The 20,217-nt window shown below is 28.6% G+C and carries 17 protein-coding genes; 11 read left to right on the forward strand and 6 right to left on the reverse strand.

Annotation, left to right across the window (positions count from 1 at the left end; genetic code table 11):
- Positions 1-106 precede the first annotated feature (106 nt).
- From L3B98_RS01380 to L3B98_RS01415, 8 genes are all read left to right on the forward strand, one after another.
- Positions 107-541: a MarR family transcriptional regulator gene (locus L3B98_RS01380; protein ID WP_238915275.1), complete on the forward strand. Its 435-nt coding sequence runs from the start codon at positions 107-109 to the stop codon at positions 539-541.
- Between the two features lie 98 nt (positions 542-639).
- Positions 640-1,113: a glutathione peroxidase gene (locus L3B98_RS01385; protein ID WP_238915278.1), complete on the forward strand. Its 474-nt coding sequence runs from the start codon at positions 640-642 to the stop codon at positions 1,111-1,113.
- 43 nt (positions 1,114-1,156) lie between these two features.
- Positions 1,157-2,023, forward strand: coding sequence for an NAD(P)/FAD-dependent oxidoreductase (locus tag L3B98_RS01390; protein ID WP_238915279.1), 867 nt, complete (start codon positions 1,157-1,159; stop codon positions 2,021-2,023).
- A gap of 17 nt (positions 2,024-2,040) precedes the next feature.
- The gene (trxA, locus tag L3B98_RS01395) at positions 2,041-2,352 is read left to right on the forward strand and encodes a thioredoxin (RefSeq protein WP_238915280.1); all 312 of its coding nucleotides are present in this window, start codon (positions 2,041-2,043) and stop codon (positions 2,350-2,352) included.
- A 161-nt stretch (positions 2,353-2,513) separates the two neighbouring features.
- A complete protein-coding gene (locus tag L3B98_RS01400) occupies positions 2,514-3,050 on the forward strand; it encodes a glutathione peroxidase (protein ID WP_238915282.1) in 537 nt (178 codons plus the stop codon).
- 437 nt (positions 3,051-3,487) lie between these two features.
- Positions 3,488-5,395 carry an N-acetylmuramoyl-L-alanine amidase family protein gene (locus L3B98_RS01405; RefSeq protein WP_077360907.1) on the forward strand — a complete coding sequence of 636 codons (1,908 nt, stop codon included), beginning with the start codon at positions 3,488-3,490 and terminating at the stop codon, positions 5,393-5,395.
- Positions 5,396-5,660: 265 nt separating this feature from the next.
- Positions 5,661-6,896 (forward strand): exonuclease SbcCD subunit D, encoded by a 1,236-nt coding sequence (locus L3B98_RS01410; protein WP_238915284.1) that lies wholly within the window; start codon positions 5,661-5,663, stop codon positions 6,894-6,896.
- Entirely contained in the window at positions 6,871-10,359 is a 3,489-nt protein-coding gene (locus L3B98_RS01415; protein WP_238915286.1) for an AAA family ATPase, read from the forward strand. The genes L3B98_RS01410 and L3B98_RS01415 overlap by 26 nt, the downstream gene beginning before the upstream one ends.
- A 73-nt stretch (positions 10,360-10,432) precedes the next feature.
- Here L3B98_RS01415 and hcp read toward each other — a convergent pair whose 3' ends face one another.
- From hcp to L3B98_RS01445, 6 genes are all read right to left on the reverse strand, one after another.
- Positions 10,433-12,079, reverse strand: coding sequence for a hydroxylamine reductase (gene hcp, locus L3B98_RS01420; protein WP_238915287.1), 1,647 nt, complete (start codon positions 12,077-12,079; stop codon positions 10,433-10,435).
- Between the two features lie 190 nt (positions 12,080-12,269).
- A complete protein-coding gene (locus tag L3B98_RS01425; RefSeq protein ID WP_015391164.1) occupies positions 12,270-13,013 on the reverse strand; it encodes a LytTR family DNA-binding domain-containing protein in 744 nt (247 codons plus the stop codon).
- An 18-nt stretch (positions 13,014-13,031) separates the two neighbouring features.
- Positions 13,032-13,412: a hypothetical protein gene (locus L3B98_RS01430; RefSeq protein WP_077360915.1), complete on the reverse strand. Its 381-nt coding sequence runs from the start codon at positions 13,410-13,412 to the stop codon at positions 13,032-13,034.
- Positions 13,413-13,444: 32 nt separating this feature from the next.
- Positions 13,445-14,437 carry a flotillin-like protein FloA gene (floA, locus tag L3B98_RS01435; RefSeq protein ID WP_335620441.1) on the reverse strand — a complete coding sequence of 331 codons (993 nt, stop codon included), beginning with the start codon at positions 14,435-14,437 and terminating at the stop codon, positions 13,445-13,447.
- A 48-nt stretch (positions 14,438-14,485) separates the two neighbouring features.
- Positions 14,486-14,983 (reverse strand): NfeD family protein, encoded by a 498-nt coding sequence (locus tag L3B98_RS01440; protein WP_077360919.1) that lies wholly within the window; start codon positions 14,981-14,983, stop codon positions 14,486-14,488.
- A gap of 199 nt (positions 14,984-15,182) precedes the next feature.
- Positions 15,183-16,031 carry a Spo0B domain-containing protein gene (locus L3B98_RS01445; RefSeq protein WP_238915291.1) on the reverse strand — a complete coding sequence of 283 codons (849 nt, stop codon included), beginning with the start codon at positions 16,029-16,031 and terminating at the stop codon, positions 15,183-15,185.
- A 270-nt stretch (positions 16,032-16,301) separates the two neighbouring features.
- On the opposite strand from L3B98_RS01445, the gene L3B98_RS01450 reads away from it, so the two are divergent.
- From L3B98_RS01450 to L3B98_RS01460, 3 genes are all read left to right on the forward strand, one after another.
- Positions 16,302-18,029 (forward strand): phospho-sugar mutase, encoded by a 1,728-nt coding sequence (locus tag L3B98_RS01450; protein WP_238915293.1) that lies wholly within the window; start codon positions 16,302-16,304, stop codon positions 18,027-18,029.
- A 299-nt stretch (positions 18,030-18,328) separates the two neighbouring features.
- A complete protein-coding gene (locus tag L3B98_RS01455) occupies positions 18,329-19,429 on the forward strand; it encodes a tetratricopeptide repeat protein (RefSeq protein ID WP_238915294.1) in 1,101 nt (366 codons plus the stop codon).
- A 14-nt stretch (positions 19,430-19,443) separates the two neighbouring features.
- Complete coding sequence (locus L3B98_RS01460; protein ID WP_238915295.1) at positions 19,444-20,157, forward strand: WecB/TagA/CpsF family glycosyltransferase; 714 nt, start codon at positions 19,444-19,446, stop codon at positions 20,155-20,157.
- Positions 20,158-20,217: the final 60 nt, after the last annotated feature.

The following is a 20,217-nucleotide window of genomic DNA, read 5'->3' on the forward strand; positions in this document are numbered from 1 at the left end:
AAATATTTTTATAAAAAATTATATTATATGGTTGACAAAACAATTAATTTTAAATATAATTAATTTGACTCAATTAAATTTGTAAAAATTGAAAGGGGGAGTGAGTATGGATAAATATAATAGCATAAAATTAGAAAATCAATTATGTTTCCCAATTTACGCACTATCAAGGGAAATAATAAAATTATATAAACCGTTTCTCGATAAATTTAATCTTACCTATACGCAATATGTTACTATGCTTGTTATGTGGGAAGATGAAAAAATAACATTTAAGAATCTAGGGAAAAAGCTTCATTTAGACTCGGGAACACTTACTCCAGTATTAAAAAAGTTAGAGTCTACGAATTTAATAATAAAGTATAGAACAAAAGAAGATGATAGAGTTGTTGTAGTTGAACTGACTGAGGAAGGAAGAAAACTTAAAGATGATATACTTGAAGTTCCTCAAAATATGTTTTGTAAGTTACAAATGAGTGGAGCAGATGCATTAGAACTTAAAAATAGATTAAATGATGTTCTTAAAATATTTGATAATTAAATGATTTTAAGAACATTTAATTAAAATAAATGATTGAGTAAAATTAAATTTTACAAAACTATAAAATGCTAAATTAAAATAGAAGAGAGGAATAAGGTATGAATTTTTATGATTTTACTGCTAATAAGGTAAGTGGAAAAGAAATAAAGATGGATGAGTACAAAGGGAAAGTTCTTTTGATAGTAAATACAGCAAGTAAATGTGGGTTAACCCCACAATTAGAAGGGCTTGAAAATTTATATAAAGAGTATAAAGATAAAAATTTTGAAATACTTGGATTCCCATGCAATCAATTTGCTAATCAAGACCCAGGAACAAACAAAGAAATTAGTGAATTTTGCTTAATAAATTATGGTGTAACTTTTACGATGTTTGAGAAAATAGATGTAAATGGCCAAAATGCACATCCAATATATAAATTTTTAAAGGAAAATGCAAAAGGAACTTTTGGAAGTGAAATTAAATGGAATTTTACTAAATTCTTAATAGATAAAGAAGGAAATGTTATAAAAAGATATGCACCTATAACTACACCTGAGAAAATAAAAAGTGATATAGAAAAATTATTATAGATTTAATTTAATAAAACAATTGAATTTGTTGGAGGGATATTTTGTGAGTGAAAGATATGATTTGGCGATAGTTGGAAGCGGACCAGCAGGGTTGTCAGCTGCATTAAATGCAAAAATTAGAAAGAAAAAGTTTATTATTTTTGGAACTAATGAATTAAGTGCTAAATTGACTAAGGCAGAAAAAATAAATAATTATCTAGGTTTCTATGGTAAAAGTGGAGCAGAAATAAGGAATGAATTTGTTAAGCATTTAGATTTCATGGATATAAGTATAAAAGAAGAAAAGATAAACAATATTTATGCTATGGGTGATTATTTTGCACTAATGGTAAATGAAAAAATGTATGAAGCAACTTCTATAATATTAGCCACTGGAGTTAATTTTGGGAAACCATTTAAAGGTGAAGAAGAATTCTTGGGTAAAGGAGTAGGATATTGTGCAACTTGTGATGCTCCATTATATAAAGATAAAGTTGTTACAATAATAGCTTACAACAAACATGAAGAAGCAGAAGTGAATTTCTTATCAACAATTGCTTCAAAAGTATACTATCTTCCAATGTATAAAGAAAAGGTTGAGGTTAATGAGTCAGTTGAAATAATTAAAGATATACCTTTAGAAATAATTGGTGATAAAAAAGCTAATAAACTTATACTAAAAAACTCAGAACTTGAGACAGATGGAATTTTTATTTTAAGAGATAGTGTGGCGCCTGGGCAATTGGTTCCAGGATTAAAAATGGATGGAAGCCATATTGAAGTTGATAAAAAGATGAAAACTAATTTGAAAGGGTGTTTTGCAGCTGGAGATATAGTTGGAGTACCATATCAATACATAAAAGCGGCAGGAGAAGGAAATATAGCAGCACTTTCAGCTGTTTCATATATAGATGAAATTAACAAAAAATAAAGAGAGAAGGAAGTAAGATGGTAAAAGTAGTAGAAGAAAATGAATTTAAAAGTGAGATAAGTGAAGGGATTGTAGTAGTAGATTTTTTTGCTACATGGTGTGGACCATGTAAAATGGTAGCTCCTATATTGGATGACTTATCTACAGAAATGGAAGGGAAAGTTAAATTTATAAAAGTTGATGTAGATGGCTGTACAGAAATTGTTAATGAATATGAAGTTTCTAATATACCTGCTATTTTCATATTTAAGAATGGTGAAAAAAAGGATGTATTAGTTGGATTTTCCCCAAAGGAAAATATTAAAGAAAAAATAGATATTTATTTATAGGGCAAAAGGTATATATTGCAATGATAAATGGATGTTGATTTCCTTTAGAAATCTTTAAGTTTTGAACAATTATTTTTTGCAACATATATAATTAGCCTTAAAATTAAAATATAGATAATAAGTAAAAAAATAAAAATTTATATATAAAGGAGAAATGAAAAATGATTTATGATTTTAAAGTAAAAGCAGTTAGAGGAAGAGAAGTTTCAATGGAGGATTATAAGGGAAAAGTATTACTAATTGTTAATACTGCTACTGGATGTGGATTTACACCACAATATGAAGGTTTGCAAAAATTGTATGATAAGTATAAAGATAATGGATTTGAAATTTTAGATTTCCCATGTAATCAATTCTTAGAACAAGCACCAGGAAGTGATGAAGAAATAGTTAGTTTCTGTCAATTAAAGTATAGAACAACTTTTAAGACATTTTCAAAAATTGATGTAAATGGAGAAAATGCAAGTGATTTATATAAATATTTGAGAGAACAAGCTCCAAAGGCTGCAGAAGATGAAGCATCAGAAGGACTTTATGATAAGTTGAAAGGATATGGTTTTTCTACAGAAGGAGATGAAATAAAGTGGAACTTCACTAAATTCCTTATTGATAAAGAAGGAAATGTAATTGAAAGATTTGCACCAACATATGAACCAGAAAAAATTGCAGAAAAGATTGAAGAATTACTTAAAAAGTAGCTCGCATTATTTTCTGAGATTATCATGATTATAGAAAAGAAGAAGCTCTTTTAAGGAGGCTTCTTCTTTTTTATAGTTATTTGTAATAAGAATGTAATAAAAATAGTACTGAAATTTTTACTCTCTTATTGTATTAAATATAAAAGAGGAATTTATTTGGTAATTAAATATAAAATTAATATATATGTTCAGATTATTAATTTATATTATTGATAATGATTATTAATATTTGAAATATATATTAAAAAGGTACCCAAAGCTATGTTAGAATTTGTATTATATATCGAGAGGGTAAGAAATATGAGGTAATATATATTAAATTATCATATTTTGTAACAAAAAGGAAGTTTGATCAAACGTATTTGAGATTTAAGGCACATACACAGTATTTTGATAATAATTTTAGTTAATATAATTAAAAAAATGGAGGGATAATTATGATAAGAAGAGCAAATAAAATAACATCATTAGTATTAGCAGCGGCGGCAGTTGTATCAATGGTGCCGGCATATGCAGCAGATGTAAAAAAAGTTGAATCAAAGGATGGCACGATATATGGTGCGGTAGCATATAAAAATGGAACAGCTGTAATTGATGCAGAAGTAAATGATAATGATGGAGTTTACTTATATAAAGATGGAAAATATAATAAATTAGATGATATTGATTCTGGTTCAGATTTGGCTGCATATGGAACAAAATATGCAAAAGTTGACGATGGTTCAGATTATAACGTAGATTTAGAAACTGGTAAAGTTTTAGATGATAATATAGTCTCAGATGATGAAGATGATGCAGCATCAGCATTAAGAAAGAGAATTAAAAACGAAGATAGATATAGTGATACTAAAATAGGTAGTGCTTATGGAGATAATGACATTGCAGATTTAACTTTAATCGATGGAAATAAATTTGGTGGTAATTGGTATGAAACAGCGTATGCAGTAGATTCATCTCATAAGACAAGCAATCCAGTTGGAGTACCTCTAAATGCTTATACTATATTTACTGATGCAAAAGGAAATTATATTGATGCAGATTACAATATAGGAAAAATAAAGGTATCAACAACTAGTGCTGGAATAGTAGGTGTAAATCAAGTAACAACATCAGCAGCTGTAACAATTGAAAATACAAAAGATGGTTATAAATTGAGAAATAATGATGATACCTATGCAGCAATTACTCAATCAAGAGTATTAGGTCAGGATAAAGATAATATTTATAGATATGCTAAAATAAATGTATATTCAGTAGCTGATTCAAATGGATACTTCAATATAAATGGTAAGCCAATGGCTAAAACTGGTGTAGCTACATTTGGAACTAGTACTGTTGATTATATAACATTAGATGTTATACAAAAAATATCTAAGAAGCAAGATTCAAGTGATATTAATGGCGGGAAATATGCTAACAGTGTAACTAATTATATACTAACAAATGATGATGGTGGAGCAGCAACAAGTGACAATCTAAGCTTCAGAAACTTTGTATTGAATTTTGATAATTATTCAAAACAATCTAATACTGTTGTAGGAGCAAGGGTTATTAGTGGTAAATTAGTTCTATTTAAAGTTGATAATTCTTCAAATTTAAGTGGCGATAATGTTATGATTCAAGCTGCTACTTTGAAAAATAAGAATGGATATTACTATGCTGATTCTGAAAACCAAAATACAATTCAAGCAGAATATAGTAAATATTTAGATAAGGTAGCGTTTGATACAGATGTAGATGGAAATATCTATATAATAGATGGTGGATATATTAAAAAGTTTGATGGAACTGATGATTGGAATAAACTTTATAAGGTAGATGGATCTCTAGATGCATTATCTGTTTATGATAAAGATGACATGGTTGCTTGGAGCCAAAATGATGAAGTGTATTCAATAATAGGTGAAAAGAAATCAGATGATAATAAACCAGATGTAGATACTCCAGTCGTAACTGTTGGATGGGTACAAGCTAGTGATGGATCTTGGTCATACAACAATGCTGATGGAAGTAAGGCTATTGGATGGGTTCAAGATGGCTCAAACTGGTATTACACTAATGGCGCTGGCGTAATGCAAACTGGCTGGTTGAATTTATATGGTACATGGTACTATTTAAATCCAACATCAGATGGTACTAGAGGTGCAATGAAAACTGGATGGCAATATATTGGTGGTACATGGTATTACTTAAATCCAATTTCAGATGGTACTAAAGGTGCTATGAAGACAGGATGGCAATATATTGGTGGAGCATGGTACTATTTCAACTGGTCAGGTGCTATGTTAGCTAATACAACAGTTGATGGATATGTATTAGGAAGCAGCGGAGCGTGGATTAGATAACTAATACATTGTAGATATATTATTTGCACAAAAAACTAATACAACTATATTTAATTTATGCCTGCTCTTAGCAAAAATTAAATAAGTTATTTATTAATATTACGTTCCTATAATTTTAATAATTCAGAATATTGCTGGAAACTTAGGTTTCCAGCATTTTTTTTGATTTATAATAATATTGGAAAGAATACATTTAACTAGGCTATAATATAGATAAATAAATTTTGCAATGAAATAACTTATTAAGTAAGGAAGGATGTTTATTTTGAGGATATTGCATACAGGAGATTGGCATTTGGGTAAAAATTTAGAAGGTATAAGCAGAATGGATGAGCAGGAAGAATTTTTAAATGATTTTGTTGAGATTGTAGAAGAAAATAATATAGATTTAATAATGATTGCAGGAGATGTTTACGATAGTTCTAATCCTCCAGCAAGAGCTGAAAAAATGTTTTATGATACGTTAAAGAGATTATCTAAAAATGGAGAAAGACTTACTTTAGTTATAGCAGGCAATCATGATAACCCTGACAGATTAGTTGCAGCAGGACCTCTAGCAAGAGAACATGGAATAATTATGGTTGGAACGCCTAAAACGGTAGTTCCCTGTGGTGACTATGGAAAATATAAAATATTGGACTCGGGAGAAGGGTTTATTGAAATTGAGATAAATAATGAGAAGACTGTTATATTAACAGTTCCTTATCCAAGTGAAAAGAGATTAAATGAGGTAATTTATAATTATATGGAAGACGAAGAGGAAAAGGCCCAATCATATAGTGAAAAAATATTCTCTTTATTTGATTCCTTAAAAAGTCATTATAGAGAAGATACTATTAATTTAGTGATATCGCATTTATTTGCTATGGGGAGTGAGGAAAGTGGTTCAGAAAGAAGTATTCAATTAGGAGGAACTTATATTGTTGATGGAAATTGTTTTCCGAAGGAAGCTCAGTATATAGCTTTAGGCCATGTACATAAGCCCCAAGTAGTTCCAGGGACAAATAAAAGGGCTAGATATTGTGGTTCACCAATTCATTACAATAAGAAAGAAATTAACTTTGAGAAAAAATGCTATATTATCGAGGTTAAGGCTAAGGAAGAATGTAAAATAGAAGAATTAAATTTAAAAGTATATAAGCCTATAGAAATTTGGAAATGTGCAGATATAGAAGATGCCATAGCTAAATGTGAGAAAAATAAAGCTCGCAAGTGTTTTGTTTATTTAGAAATAGAAACTGATAGATATATTCGAGAAGATGAAATAAAACAAATGAAGGAATTAAAAAAGGATATTTTAGAAATAATGCCTAAGATTAAAGGAACAACTGAAGAAGAAGTTGATTTTAATTTAAATGAAAAAACATTTGAAGAAATATTTATAGATTTCTATACAAAAGAAAGAGGAACAGCACCAGAGGAAGATGTGGTAAGTTTGCTTTTATCAATTATTAATGAAGAAGAAGGGGAAATAAATGAGACCAGTAAGATTGAAGATTAGAGGATTAAACAGTTTTATAGATGAGCAGACTATAGACTTTGATAAATTAACTGATAGAGGTTTTTTTGGCATTTTTGGACCAACAGGTAGTGGGAAATCAACAATTTTAGATGGAATAACTTTAGCGTTATATGGAAACTTGGCTAGAAAAAGTTCTAACTTTATAAATACAAATTGTGATAGATTGAATGTCAATTTTGAATTTCAAATATCAGGGAGTGAAACTAGAAAATATATTATTGATAGAGAATTTAGAAGGAAAAAAGATGGAAATATAAATTCTGGAAAATGTAAAATTGTTGATATAACTGATTCAGAAGAAGTTTTAGCAGATAGTGTTAAGAATATAAATAAAAAAGTTGAAGAAATAATAGGCCTTAATTTAGAGGATTTTACAAGAACGGTTGTATTGCCACAAGGTAAATTTAGTGAGTTTTTAAAACTTGAAGGTAAAGACAGAAGGGATATGTTAGAAAGGCTATTTAATTTAGAACAATTTGGAGATAATTTAGCAAGAAAATTAAACACTAAAATAAGTAAAGAAAGAACAGAAAACAGTGTTTTAATTGGTCAGCTAAGTGTTTATAGTGACATAAGTGATGAAAAGTTAAAGGAAAAACAAGCTGAGTTACAGTTAATTATACTTAATTTAGAGAATTTAAAAAAGGAATTAGATGACATTGAGAAAAATTATAAAGACAATGAAGAATTATGGAAATTACAATTAGAATTGCTGGAATATAAGAATAAGGAAAAACTTCTAAAGGAAAAAGAAGAAGAAATAAATAAGGATATAGAAAAAATAAGACTAGGAGAAGCTGGAGAAAAAGTTATACCATATATAAAAGCCTACGAAAATACTACAAAGGAATTTACCAAAAATGAAGTGGAATTTCAGGACCTAAAGGTAAAGAGTGAAAAGATTAAAGAAGAACAAGAAAATATAGAAAAATCATGGAATGAAATAAAAGATAAAAAGGAAAATAAACTTCCACAACTAATGATACAAGAAGAAAAAATTAAAAATGCAATTGAAGAAAAAAAGTTATTAGAAAAAATATTAGCCGAAATAAATATGTTAAGGACACATATTGAAGAAGTTAAAATCAAATTGGAAAAGGGACAGAAAGATCTTATTGGAATAGAAAAAGAAATTAAAATAAAGGATAAGGAAATCAAAGATGATGAAAAGAGATACGATGAAATAAAAATTGATGAACTTATCAAGGAAAAGGTACAAGAAGGGATACTTTGTGAAGAAAAAATCAGCAGTTTAAAAAATAATATTAGTAAGGATACAGAAAAGAAAGATAAAATTGAGAAGGAAAATGATGATATTATCGCAAGTGGTAAAGCTTTAAAAGAAATAATTGAGAAAGCTACAAAAGAATTAGAAGAAAAAGGAAAACAATATGAATATTTACTTAATAATCCACCAGGAGAACAAAAAGATTTATTAAATTTAAAGCAATTCATACTTGAAAATGAACAAAAATGGTCAAATTATAATAAATTCACTAATGAAATAGTTGAGTCAAAGAAAGAAATAGTAAAATTAAATATTGAAATTGAAAAAATTCAAATTGAAGAAGTAAAGAATAATCAAGAATTAGAAGAGTTAAAAGCAAAAGAAAAGGAGATTATGACAGAAAATATTGCTCATACTCTTAGAATGGAACTGAAAGATGGAGAAGCATGCCCAGTATGTGGAGCTACTCATCATATTAAAGAAAATATAAAAGTTTTTGCAGCAACAGATATCAGCATAATAGAAAATAAAATTAAAGAAAAAGAAGAGTTGATTAAAGTTGTTAATAATAATATTGTCGAAAATCAAACAAAGGTTATTACTTTAAATGAGAAAATTTCTAGTAATGAAAGTGAAATAATTAAACTTGGAAGTGAATTTAAAGAAAAAACTTTAGAAAAGCTTCAAGAAGAATTTATAAATATGGAAAAAGCTTTGGAGAATTATAATAAGGATAAAGAAGGTTTAGATAAAGTTATTAATGAACTTAAAAATAATATTAACATTAAAAATGGAGAAATAAATGAACTTAGAGCTGTGGTAAGAACTAATATGAAACAGCTTAAGGAATTAGAGGAAAATATTAAAGTTAATACTCAAGAGTTTAACGAATTAAATAATAAGGTGAATTTGTTAAAGTCTGAAACTTTAATAACGAATTTTATTGAAAAAAATGAAGAAATTAAGGCAGTTGAAAAAGAAAGAGAAAGATTAGCAAAAAAGATTAAGGAAAATAGAGTAGCAATTGAAAATTTGGAAAATAGAAAAGAAAAATTAAATAATGAAGTTATTTCTATAAAAGAACTATTGGTTAAATATAGTGCTGACTTAGCAGCATACGAAAAAAATAGAGATGAAAAACTTTTGGCCATAAAAAGTAAAGTCAGTGAAGAAAGTGACTTAGATAAAATGCTTAGTGAAGTACAAGCAAATATAAAAAATATAAATGAAGAATTCTTAGGTGCTCAAAAAAACAAAGATAGAATACAGAAGGAATTTACTGATAATAATGAAAGGCTTATTGATATAGGCAGCAAATATAAAGAATTAATCAAGAGAAAAAAAGATGAAGAAGCACAATTGGAAATTGCAATAGATAGTGAGGGGTTTAAGTCTTTAGAAGAGGTAAAAGCAAATCTGATAGAAAAGGAAGAAATTAATAAGTATAAGGAAAAAATAGAGGATTATAGAGAAAATTTATCAAAGGTAAAGGGAACAATTGAAAGTTTACTTAATAAGATTGATGGTAAGACGTTGAATGAAGAAGACTATACAAAAGTTAAATTATTAAAACAACAAAAGGAAATAGAGTTTAGTTCGGTTAATGAAAATAAGATAAAAGTTGACGAAGAACTAAAAAAAATAAAGATTAAACTTAATGAGCAAAGGGAACTTTTTGAAAAAAAGGATAAGTTGGAACACAAATTAGCACTACTTGGAGATTTAGAAAAGTTATTTAAAGGAAAGAAATTTGTTGAATTTGTAGCTATTAATAAGTTGAAATATATTTCAATTGAAGCTTCTAAAAGGTTGAGAGAAATTACCCATGGAAATTATGGATTAGAAGTAGATGAAAATGGTAAGTTTATGATTAGAGATTATAAGAATGGTGGAGCAGAAAGGGATTCATCTACTTTATCAGGTGGGGAAACTTTCATAGCATCACTATCTTTAGCACTTGCGTTGTCGGCCCAGATTCAATTAAAGGGAACAGCACCATTGGAATTGTTTTTCCTTGATGAAGGCTTTGGAACTTTGGATGATGAATTGCTTGAAGTTGTTATGAGTTCATTAGAAAGGATTCATAATGAAAAATTAAAGGTTGGAATAATAAGTCATGTAGAAGCTATAAAAAATAGAGTACCAATTAAGCTTATGATTACACCAGCAGAATGTGGAATGGGTGGAAGTAAAGTTAGAATTGAAAGAAGTTAGAAATGGAAAATGAGCATTAGAATATTTGAAAATCTAATGCTCATTTTATATGTGATTTAAATAAATTTATGTTTTAGTCTAATATTTGTTTTAAATCTTCATCAGGAGTACTGATTGGTTTTATGTCAAAATTATCAATTAAGAATTGTAGTACATTTGGTGTTAAGAATGCAGGGAGGCTTGGCCCAAGATACATTCCTTTGACACCCAATGAAAGCAATGCTAAAAGGTCAGCAACAGCTTTTTGTTCATACCAAGAAAGTATTATTGATAAAGGTAAATCATTAACTCCGCAATTAAATGCATCAGCCAAAGCTAAAGCAATTCTAACTGCTGAGTAGGCATCGTTACATTGTCCAACATCTAGTAAACGAGGAAGTCCAGCAACTTCGCCAAATTCTAATTTGTTGAAACGATATTTTCCACATGCCAATGTAAGAATAATAGAATCCTTTGGAACTTTTTCAGCAAATTCAGTATAATAATTTCTGCCTGGCTTAGCTCCATCACAACCTCCGATTAAGAAGAAATGCTTAACCTTTCCATCTTTAACTGCATTTATTATTGTTTCAGCATGGCTTAAGGTTGCTTTGTGTCCAAAGCCAACAAGAATTTCTTTAACTTCTTCATCTTCTTTGAATCCACCTAATTCTAAAGCCTTATTTATAATTTCTGAAAAATCCTTATGTCCATTTTCATCTTTTTCTATATGTTTAACTCCATCCCAGCCAACTACACTTGTTGAGAAAAGTCTATCTTTGTATGAATCTTTTGGTTTCATCAAGCAATTAGTAGTCATTAAAATGCATCCAGGAATGTTATCAAATTCTTTTTGTTGATTTTGCCATGCACTTCCAAAGTTACCTACTAAGTGTAGATATTTGTTTAATTCAGGATATCCATGAGAAGGTAACATTTCACCATGAGTATAAATGTTTATACCCTTTCCTTCAGTTTGCTGTAATAGCATATCTAAATCTTTTAAATCGTGTCCGGAAACTATTATAAATGGTCCTTTCTTTATGTTTACATTAACCTTTGTAGGTGTTGGTGAACTATAAAGACCATTATTAGCAGTGTCAAGAGTTTCCATGATTTTAACGCTCTTTTCTCCAGTTTCAACTAATAACTTAATTAAATCATCAAGAGTTAAATCGTTATCAGTTAAAGCAGCTAAAGCTTTAAAATAAAAATTGTCTACGTCATCACTACTATGTTTTATAAATCTTGCTTGATGTGAATATGCTGCAATTCCTTTTAAACCATATTTGATAGTTTCTCTAACTGAACGGATATCAGGATTTAAATTCTCATCATACATGATTCCAGCTTTTTTAGCATCTTCGAGCATAGCTTCAGTGGAAGCAGCTAGGTCATATAAAGCTTCAGGAGCTTTTATGCTGTCAGTACTAACTTTTTTTCTTAGTGCTTCTTTAATTTCTTGAGATTTTTTTAGTTTTGTCAAATGAGCAGCAGGGTCAAAATTAACATTAGTTAATGTCATAAATAATGAATCCTCGACAAAAGAAACTATTGTTTTATCAATTACTTCACCCTTTTTTATAAGCTCATTAGCGTAAATACTAAATCCCTTTAATTGATAAATTAATAGATCTTGCATAGCTGCAATTTCAGGCGTTTTTCCACATACTCCTATTTTAGTACATCCTTTACCACCAGCAGTTTGTTCACATTGAAAACAAAACATCTCTTGAACCATAATATCAATCCCCTCACTTATGATTTTTTTTGAATATTCTCAATATTATTTTACACTAAAGATGTTAATAAATACAATAAAATATCGAAAAAAAGGAAAAAATTTGTATGTTGAGGGGATTTTGCAATATTATTGCTTGAAAAAACTATTAAATATTAATGTTTTTAAATTATTAATATTTTAATTAAAGTTATAAACTAAAAAGTTTCTTTATTTCTTCATATTTTTCATGAGTGAGTAAAGCATCTTTTTCTGTATTTTTTAGTTTAACTATATAGGTCCATCTGCCGTAAGGATAGATTTTTGTTATTAAAGATAAATTTATAATGTATGATTTGTGACTCCTAAAGAATTGAGAATGATCCAATTTTTCTTCTATTTCTGATAAAGAAATAGAAGTAGTGAAACTATCACTTTGTGTATATATAACGGTAGAGCTATCCTCTCTTTGAATTAAGACTATTTCCTTTGTATCTACAAAGCTTATACCTTCCTTATTTTTTATCATAAGCTTATCGAGGCCTTTTTCGTGTTTTATTATTTTATCTATTCCATCTTCATAGTTTGGTTTATTTAATGTTTTAATTCTATCTAAAGTATGAAGCACTCTTTCTATTTTAAAGGGCTTTACCAAATAATCGAAAGCATATAGCTGGAAAGCATCTGACATATATTCTTGATGAGCCGTAGCAAAGATGATTATAGTTTTTGGATCTATATCTGTTAGTATTTTAGCACAATCAATTCCATTACAACCAGGCATTTCAATATCAAAGAACACCACTTCAGGGCGATGCTCTTTGAATATTTTTATAGCCTCTTCACCGTTATCTGTGTCACCAACAACCTCGAAACCACTAGATTTATCTAATATTTTTTTTATTATGGTTCTCATTCCTTGTTCGTCATCAACTATAAGCACTTTTATATTCATATAAAATTCTCCTAATATTTAAAATCTTCGTCTTTGCCTTCTGGTTTTACTTCTTGGTTTACCTACTATTTCGGAAAGGATAATAGCTTGTTGAAGCTTAACCGATGTAAGTTCTTGAGTAATAGAATCAATAACACCTTGTGGATTTGAAGAAGCAGATTGCTGTTTATTATAGCTAGAGTTAGCTTCAGTATAGTCTTTATTATCACCTACTGGAATACTAACATCTGATGCTCCGTTATCATCTTCAGGCTTTAAGGAAGTACTAATGGTAAATTCGTTTTTTGGAAGAGTGCCAAAAGGGTATTGAAAATTAACGCGTATTCCTATTTTATCATTTGTAATAAATGAATCTTTAAGAGCAGTTAAGGTAGTCTGAAATATTTCATTAGATTTCATGTTTTTAACCTCCTAGGAGAAGAGTTTTTATTTCATTTTTTAGTATCATTATTAGAAATCTGAGTTTTATTACCAGCATTGGATATTGAGCTTCTCATACTTGTATCTGCAATAACATTTTGCATGTCATAATAATCCATTATTCCAAGTTTTCCTTCTCTAAGAGCATAAGCCATTGCCTTAGGCACTTCAGATTCAGCTTCTACAACAGCAGCTCTCATTTCATGCTCTTTAGCTACTGCCATTGCTCTCCTTTCTTCAGCTTTAGCTTGTGCTATATTCTTATCAGCTTCTGCTTGTAATGTTTGAAGCTGTGCACCTATATTTCTTCCTACATCCACATCAGCAATATCTATAGATAGAATTTCGAAGGCAGTACCAGCATCTAAGCCTTTACTTAATACAGTTTTTGAAATAGCATCTGGATTTTCTAATACTATTTTATGGCTAGTAGAAGATCCAACTGTAGTTACTATGCCTTCACCAACTCTTGCTAAAATAGTTGCTTCACCAGCACCACCAACTAGTCTTTCAAGGTTAGCTCTAACAGTAACTCTTGCTTTAACTAATAGTTCAATACCATCTTTTGCAACTGCTGAAACATTTGGAGTTTCAATTACTTTAGGATTAACACTCATTTTAACAGCTTCTAAAACATCTCTACCAGCTAAATCAATTGCAGCTGCTTTTTCAAATTGCAAGTCTATATCTGCTCTATGGGCTGCAATTAATGCATTTACAACATTATCAACATTACCACCTGCTAGATAGTGAGCTTCTAGTTGATTAACATTTAATCCCATACCAGCTTTTGTAGATTTAATAAGTGGAATTACAATTTTAGAAGGTACAACTCTCCTCAACCTCATACCAATTAAGTTAAAGATACTTACTTGGACATTAGCTGCTAAAGAGGATATCCATAATCCTATTGGTATAAATGTTATAAATAAAAATACTAAACATACGACTGCTATTGCTACAATAATTAAATTAATCATTAATAATCTCTCCTTTAAATTAATATTTTTTAACTAGTAATTGGTCAATTTTGATTAAAATTGACAAGTTAATTAATCTTTAGTTTTTTTCACCAATAGCTTTACGCCACTAACTTTAAATATTTCAACCTTAGTGCCAGAAGAAATATACTCTCCATCAGAAATTACATCAAATTTTACTCCATCTATATCGATCGAACCGGATGGTCTTAAATCAGTAAGTGCAATTCCTTTTTTACCAAGTAAATAGTCTAAATCAGAAGAGCTAATATATCCGTGTTCCTTTCTTTGTACATCTGGTAATATTAACGGTTTGAAAAATTTACCTTTAGTGAAAAAAGTCAGAACTACACCGAGCATAATTCCGAGGACGGCTAAGATTCCTAATGTCATAACTAAACCTTCTGCGAAATTTTGAGCTGTTAGTGCGACTGCTAAGATTAAACAAATGGCACCTAGAATTCCTGGAATTCCAAAGCCGGGAATGTGCATTTCTAAAAATACAAGACCAAAGCCTATTATTAACAATAATAAGGTTAAAAGCGTTATATCAGGTAAAAATGTGCTCATGTTTTTGTACCACCTTTCATTTCAGATTTAGTGTATGATTAACAATAAACTGTTATGCTTCTATATGTTTATATTAACTCTATTAAAAAAGAATGATAAGATAAATTTTCTGAATTATACACTTTTAATTCTAAAATGTCATTTGATATAGATTAAAGAGGAAATTGAAGAGCATAATTTAAATTAATTTCAAGCTTAATTATTTTTTAGGAATAACTACTTCAAAGGAAGTTCTTTGAATTGTCGATATAACAGAAATTGTACCAGAAAAGTTTTCTACAATTTCTTTAACTATAGCGAGTCCCATGCCATCTCCTTTGTTACCTTTAGTGGTAAAACCTGCATCATATATTTTATCTATAATATCTTTAGGTATTATATTGCCATTATTTGAGATGTTAATTCTAATATTTTCTAAGTCTTCTGAAAATTCTACTAGGATGTATTTATTATCAGGCTTTTCTTTTAAAGAAAATATAGCATTGTCTATTATATTCCCAATAATTCTACAAAACTCCCAAGGTTCAATATTAAGATATTGTAAATCACTTTTTATTTCCAGTTCCATATCTATATTATTTTTTTCAGCCACTTGTAATTTTGCTTGGAGTAGTGCATTTACAGCAGGTTTTGAGGTCTTTAAAGCTTTACTAACTCTTATTATGTCTTTATAAACAGGTTCTATATATTTTAGTGCTTCATCATATTCTTCAAGTTCCATCAATGAATAAATAACTTGGATGTGATTTAAATAATCATGTCTTTGAGTTCTTAATGTTTTGTTAAGTGCTTCAAGATAATTTAATGTATCGATTAAATTATTATTCCCTTTTTTAAACAAAAGATTATAAAATATTACGCCAGTAATTATGCTATTAACACCTATGCTTATAGCGATAACATTAAGAATAAAATTACCTTCAATCATATAAGGATTCTTGTATTTGTAATATATAAATAATGTAATAGAAATTATTTGTATTAAATTTAAGAATATAGATACCAATACTATCTTAGATATGTTATATACTTGTTTTTTTATTGCCATGAATTTTCACCCCCTAATATGTAAATAAAAGATATATGTTAAAATATTTTGTTTATATTAATATTGTAACTTATTAAAAAAAGTTTGGATAATTTTTGAAGTGAAAAAATAAATTTATTTATACACTTGAACTTTTATGAAGTGTTATAATAAAGTAAACTTAACAAAACATTATGATAAAATTTTATATATTATAACGATAAAAGTATTTTTAAACACCGGTAAATATTGTATACTATATAAGAGAACAAAACAGAGAGGGGATTAAAAATGAATTATAAAGAAAAATACAATTTATGGATTGAATCTGATGTTATTAATGAGGAAACAAAAAACGAATTAAAGAGTATATCTGATGAAAAAGAAATTGAAGATAGATTTTATCAAGACCTTGATTTTGGAACTGGTGGATTAAGAGGAATTATTGGTGCTGGAAGTAACAGAATGAATATATATACTGTTGCTAAAGCTACACAAGGATTTGCTGATTATTTAAATGCAAATTTTAAGGAGCCTTCACTAGCAATAGCTTATGATTCAAGAAATATGTCTAAAGAATTTGCTAAAGCAGCTGCCTTAACTTTATGTGCAAATAATGTGAAAGTATTTCTATATGAAAGTTTAAGACCAACTCCAGTATTATCATTTACAGTTAGAGAGTTAAAATGCGCTGGTGGTATAGTAGTAACAGCTTCTCATAATCCAAAAATATATAATGGGTATAAAGTATATGATGAATTTGGTGGTCAAGTTACTGATGAAAAAGCTAACATAATAATTAATTGTGTTAATGCTGTAGATGATTTTTCAAAAATTAAAAGTATAGATGAAAAAGAAGCTTTAGAAAAAGGCTTGTTAAAATATATTGGTGAAGATGTTGATAGAGCTTACTATGATAGAGTTAAAGGTTTAACTATAAGAACTGATTTAGTTAAGGAAAAAGCTGATAATTTAAATGTAATTTATACTCCAATTCATGGCTCAGGGAATGTTCCAGTAAGAGCTGTGTTAAAGGAATTAGGATATAGTAATGTAAAAGTAGTCAAGGAACAAGAAGCTCCAGATGGAAACTTCCCAACAGCGTCGTATCCTAATCCAGAAAATCCAGATGTATTTAAGTTAGCTTTGGATATGGCTAAAGATGAAAATCCAGATATAATATTTGGTACAGATCCAGATTGCGACAGAATTGGTGTTGTAGTTAAAGACAGTTCAGGAGAATACAAAGTTTTAACTGGTAATCAAACAGGGTTACTTTTAACTCACTATGTATTAAGTTCATTAAAAGAAACTAATAAATTGCCTCAAAATGGTGTTGTTATTAAAACAATAGTAACAACAGAAGGTGCTAGAAGCATTGCAGAAGATTTTGATATTGAGCTTATGGATGTATTAACTGGCTTTAAATATATTGGTGAAAAAATAAGAGAATTTGAAGATGCCGGAAACAAAACTTATTTATTTGGTTTTGAAGAAAGTTATGGATATCTTGCAGGTAACTTTGTTCGTGATAAGGATGCTGTAATAGCTTCGATGTTAATATGTGAAATGTGTCTTTATTATAAACAACAAGGAAAGAGTCTTTATGATGCATTAATTGATTTATATGAAAAGTATGGATATTTCACAGAAAATCTTGTTTCTATAGAATTAAAAGGAAAAGAAGGTCAAGAAAAAATAGCTAGTTGTATTGAAGCAATGAGAAATGACCCACTAAATGAAGTAGATGGCATTAAAATTGTTAAAAGATTAGACTATAAACTAAGCACAGAGGAAGATACAGTAAATAATACAAAAACTACTATTGACTTACCTAAGTCTAATGTATTAAAGTACATCTTAGAGAATGGTTCATATTTTGTTGTAAGACCATCAGGAACTGAACCAAAGATGAAGGTTTATTTAGCAGTAAAGAGCAATAGTTTAGATAATGCAGGTAAAGATATTGCAGAATTTAAAGAAAAAGTAATGGAAAAAATTAATGCAAAATTAAGCTAATATCTCTAAGTAAATTGCTATCATCTTATAGGTGATAGCATTTTTAATCAGTTAAGAGTTAACAATTATGCGTTAAGAGTTAAACATTGAAAGAATATTTAAAATATATATTGCGAAAAGAATTGTTCAGAAATTAAATATTTACAAACGAAATCAACATTAATTGATCATTAAGAATTGAACATTGACAATTACAATATATATAAATTAATTTTAGTAATGAAATAATGTCTTTCTGCAGTGACTCTTAACTGTAAACTGTAAACTGTAAACTGTAAACTGAACAAACGGGGTGGAAAATGAGTAATTATAAAACACTATATAAAGACAAACTAAGTAAATTATTATTTTTAGAAATGAAAAAGGAAGGGTTTAAGAAAAATCTTAATATACCACAAGAAGTAAAGTTTAAAAGTGATGATTTGTATATGCCTATAAGTGCTGAGTATGTTGCAGCAAATGCTAATAATGAAATTAAGCTAAATAATTTACCAATATATTATTTTGTTGAAGGTATGTTTATTGTTTTTGGAGCAGATAAAAATGTTAAGTATATTGACGATTATGGAACAATTTTAGGATATATTCCTGATAGCGAGGAATGTGTGAAAAGTCTTATTGCAGATAGAATAAAAAAAGATAGACTAGAAGATGCTTATATTTTATTAAAGGGCTTATATAGGTATACAAAGGAGGAAGAAATATTAACTAAGCTTTTAGCAGTGGGAGAAACTATTAGGGAAAAAGATTCTAGTTTTGGAGAATTACTACTTGAAGATATAGATGAGTGTAAAGATAATTTTGAAAAATCTCCAGAACCATATCTTTATAAAGCTTTAATTCTTAAAGATAAAGGTGATTATAAAGGCGCGCAAGTGGAAATAAATGAATATATGAATAAAGGCGGCAAGCAAACACCAGAAATTAAGCAGATAATAACGGACATCAATAATATAGGTGGCTTTGAAAAAGCTGTTGAATATTTAAAAGATGAGCCTAAAAAAGCAATTGATTTATTACTTCCGTTAAGTGAAGAATTTAAGGAAAATCCATTAATTTATTATTATCTTGGTGTTGGTTATAGAAGAATTGAGAATTATAACAAAGCAATTCATTATTTAACTCAAAGTCTTTCTATTGAATCAGGAAGTCTTGAAACTGTTAATGAACTTGGAATGAATTATGCTTGCTTAGGAGATTACGAAGAAGCAGTCAAATATTTTAGAAAAGCCTTTGAAGCATCTAAAGAAGTAGAAATATGCACAAATATAGTGATGTGTTACATAAACTTAGGGGATAAGGAACAGGCGAAACTTAACTTGGACATTGCTAAAAAGTTGGCGCTAGAAGACCCGATAGTTATAGAAATAGATCAAATGTTAAATAGAACAGTAAAATAGTTTTAGGAGATAAGATGTTTACGAATATACTTGATTTTAAAATTTTTAAAGAAGATATGAAAGCTCTAATGGATTATGTAAATACGTTTGATAAAGTGAATATTGTATCAGGAAATCCTGAAATATTGTTTAATGGTTTAGATGATCCTATACTTACAAATTTTTTTAAACATAAGAATTCTATAATAATTCCAGATGGAGTTGGAACCGTAATAGCATCAAAATTAATTGGAGATCCAGTCAAGGAAAAGATTGCAGGAATAGATTTAGTTAAAGAGGTACTTATTAAAGCAAATAAAGAAAAAAAATCAATTTATTTATTAGGAGCAAAGGAAGAAATAATAAATAAATGTGTAGAAAACATAAAGTTGGAATTTCCAGATTTAAAAATAGCAGGTTTTCATAATGGTTTTTTTGATTTAAATAATTGCAATGATATTGTTGAGGAGATAAGTAATTCTAATCCTTGGGCAATTTTTGTGGCTATGGGGTCTCCAAGGCAGGAGATTTTTATTGAAAAAGTCATGGATAAAACAAATACTCACATATTTATGGGAGTTGGAGGTGTCTTTGATATATTTGCTGGAGAACTTAAAAGAGCACCAAAATGGATGATAACTTTAGGTCTAGAATGGCTATATAGAGTTGCAAAAGAACCATTTAGAATAAAAAGATTAATAGCTATACCTAAGTTTTTATTATTAGTGTTAAAGCATAGAAATAAATAGGAAAAATAAATGTTCAATTATGAATTATCAACCAATTGAACATTGACAATTGATTGATGA

The sequence above is a fragment of the Clostridium sp. YIM B02555 genome, assembly GCF_022320955.1.
Lineage (GTDB): Bacteria > Bacillota > Clostridia > Clostridiales > Clostridiaceae > Clostridium > Clostridium saccharoperbutylacetonicum.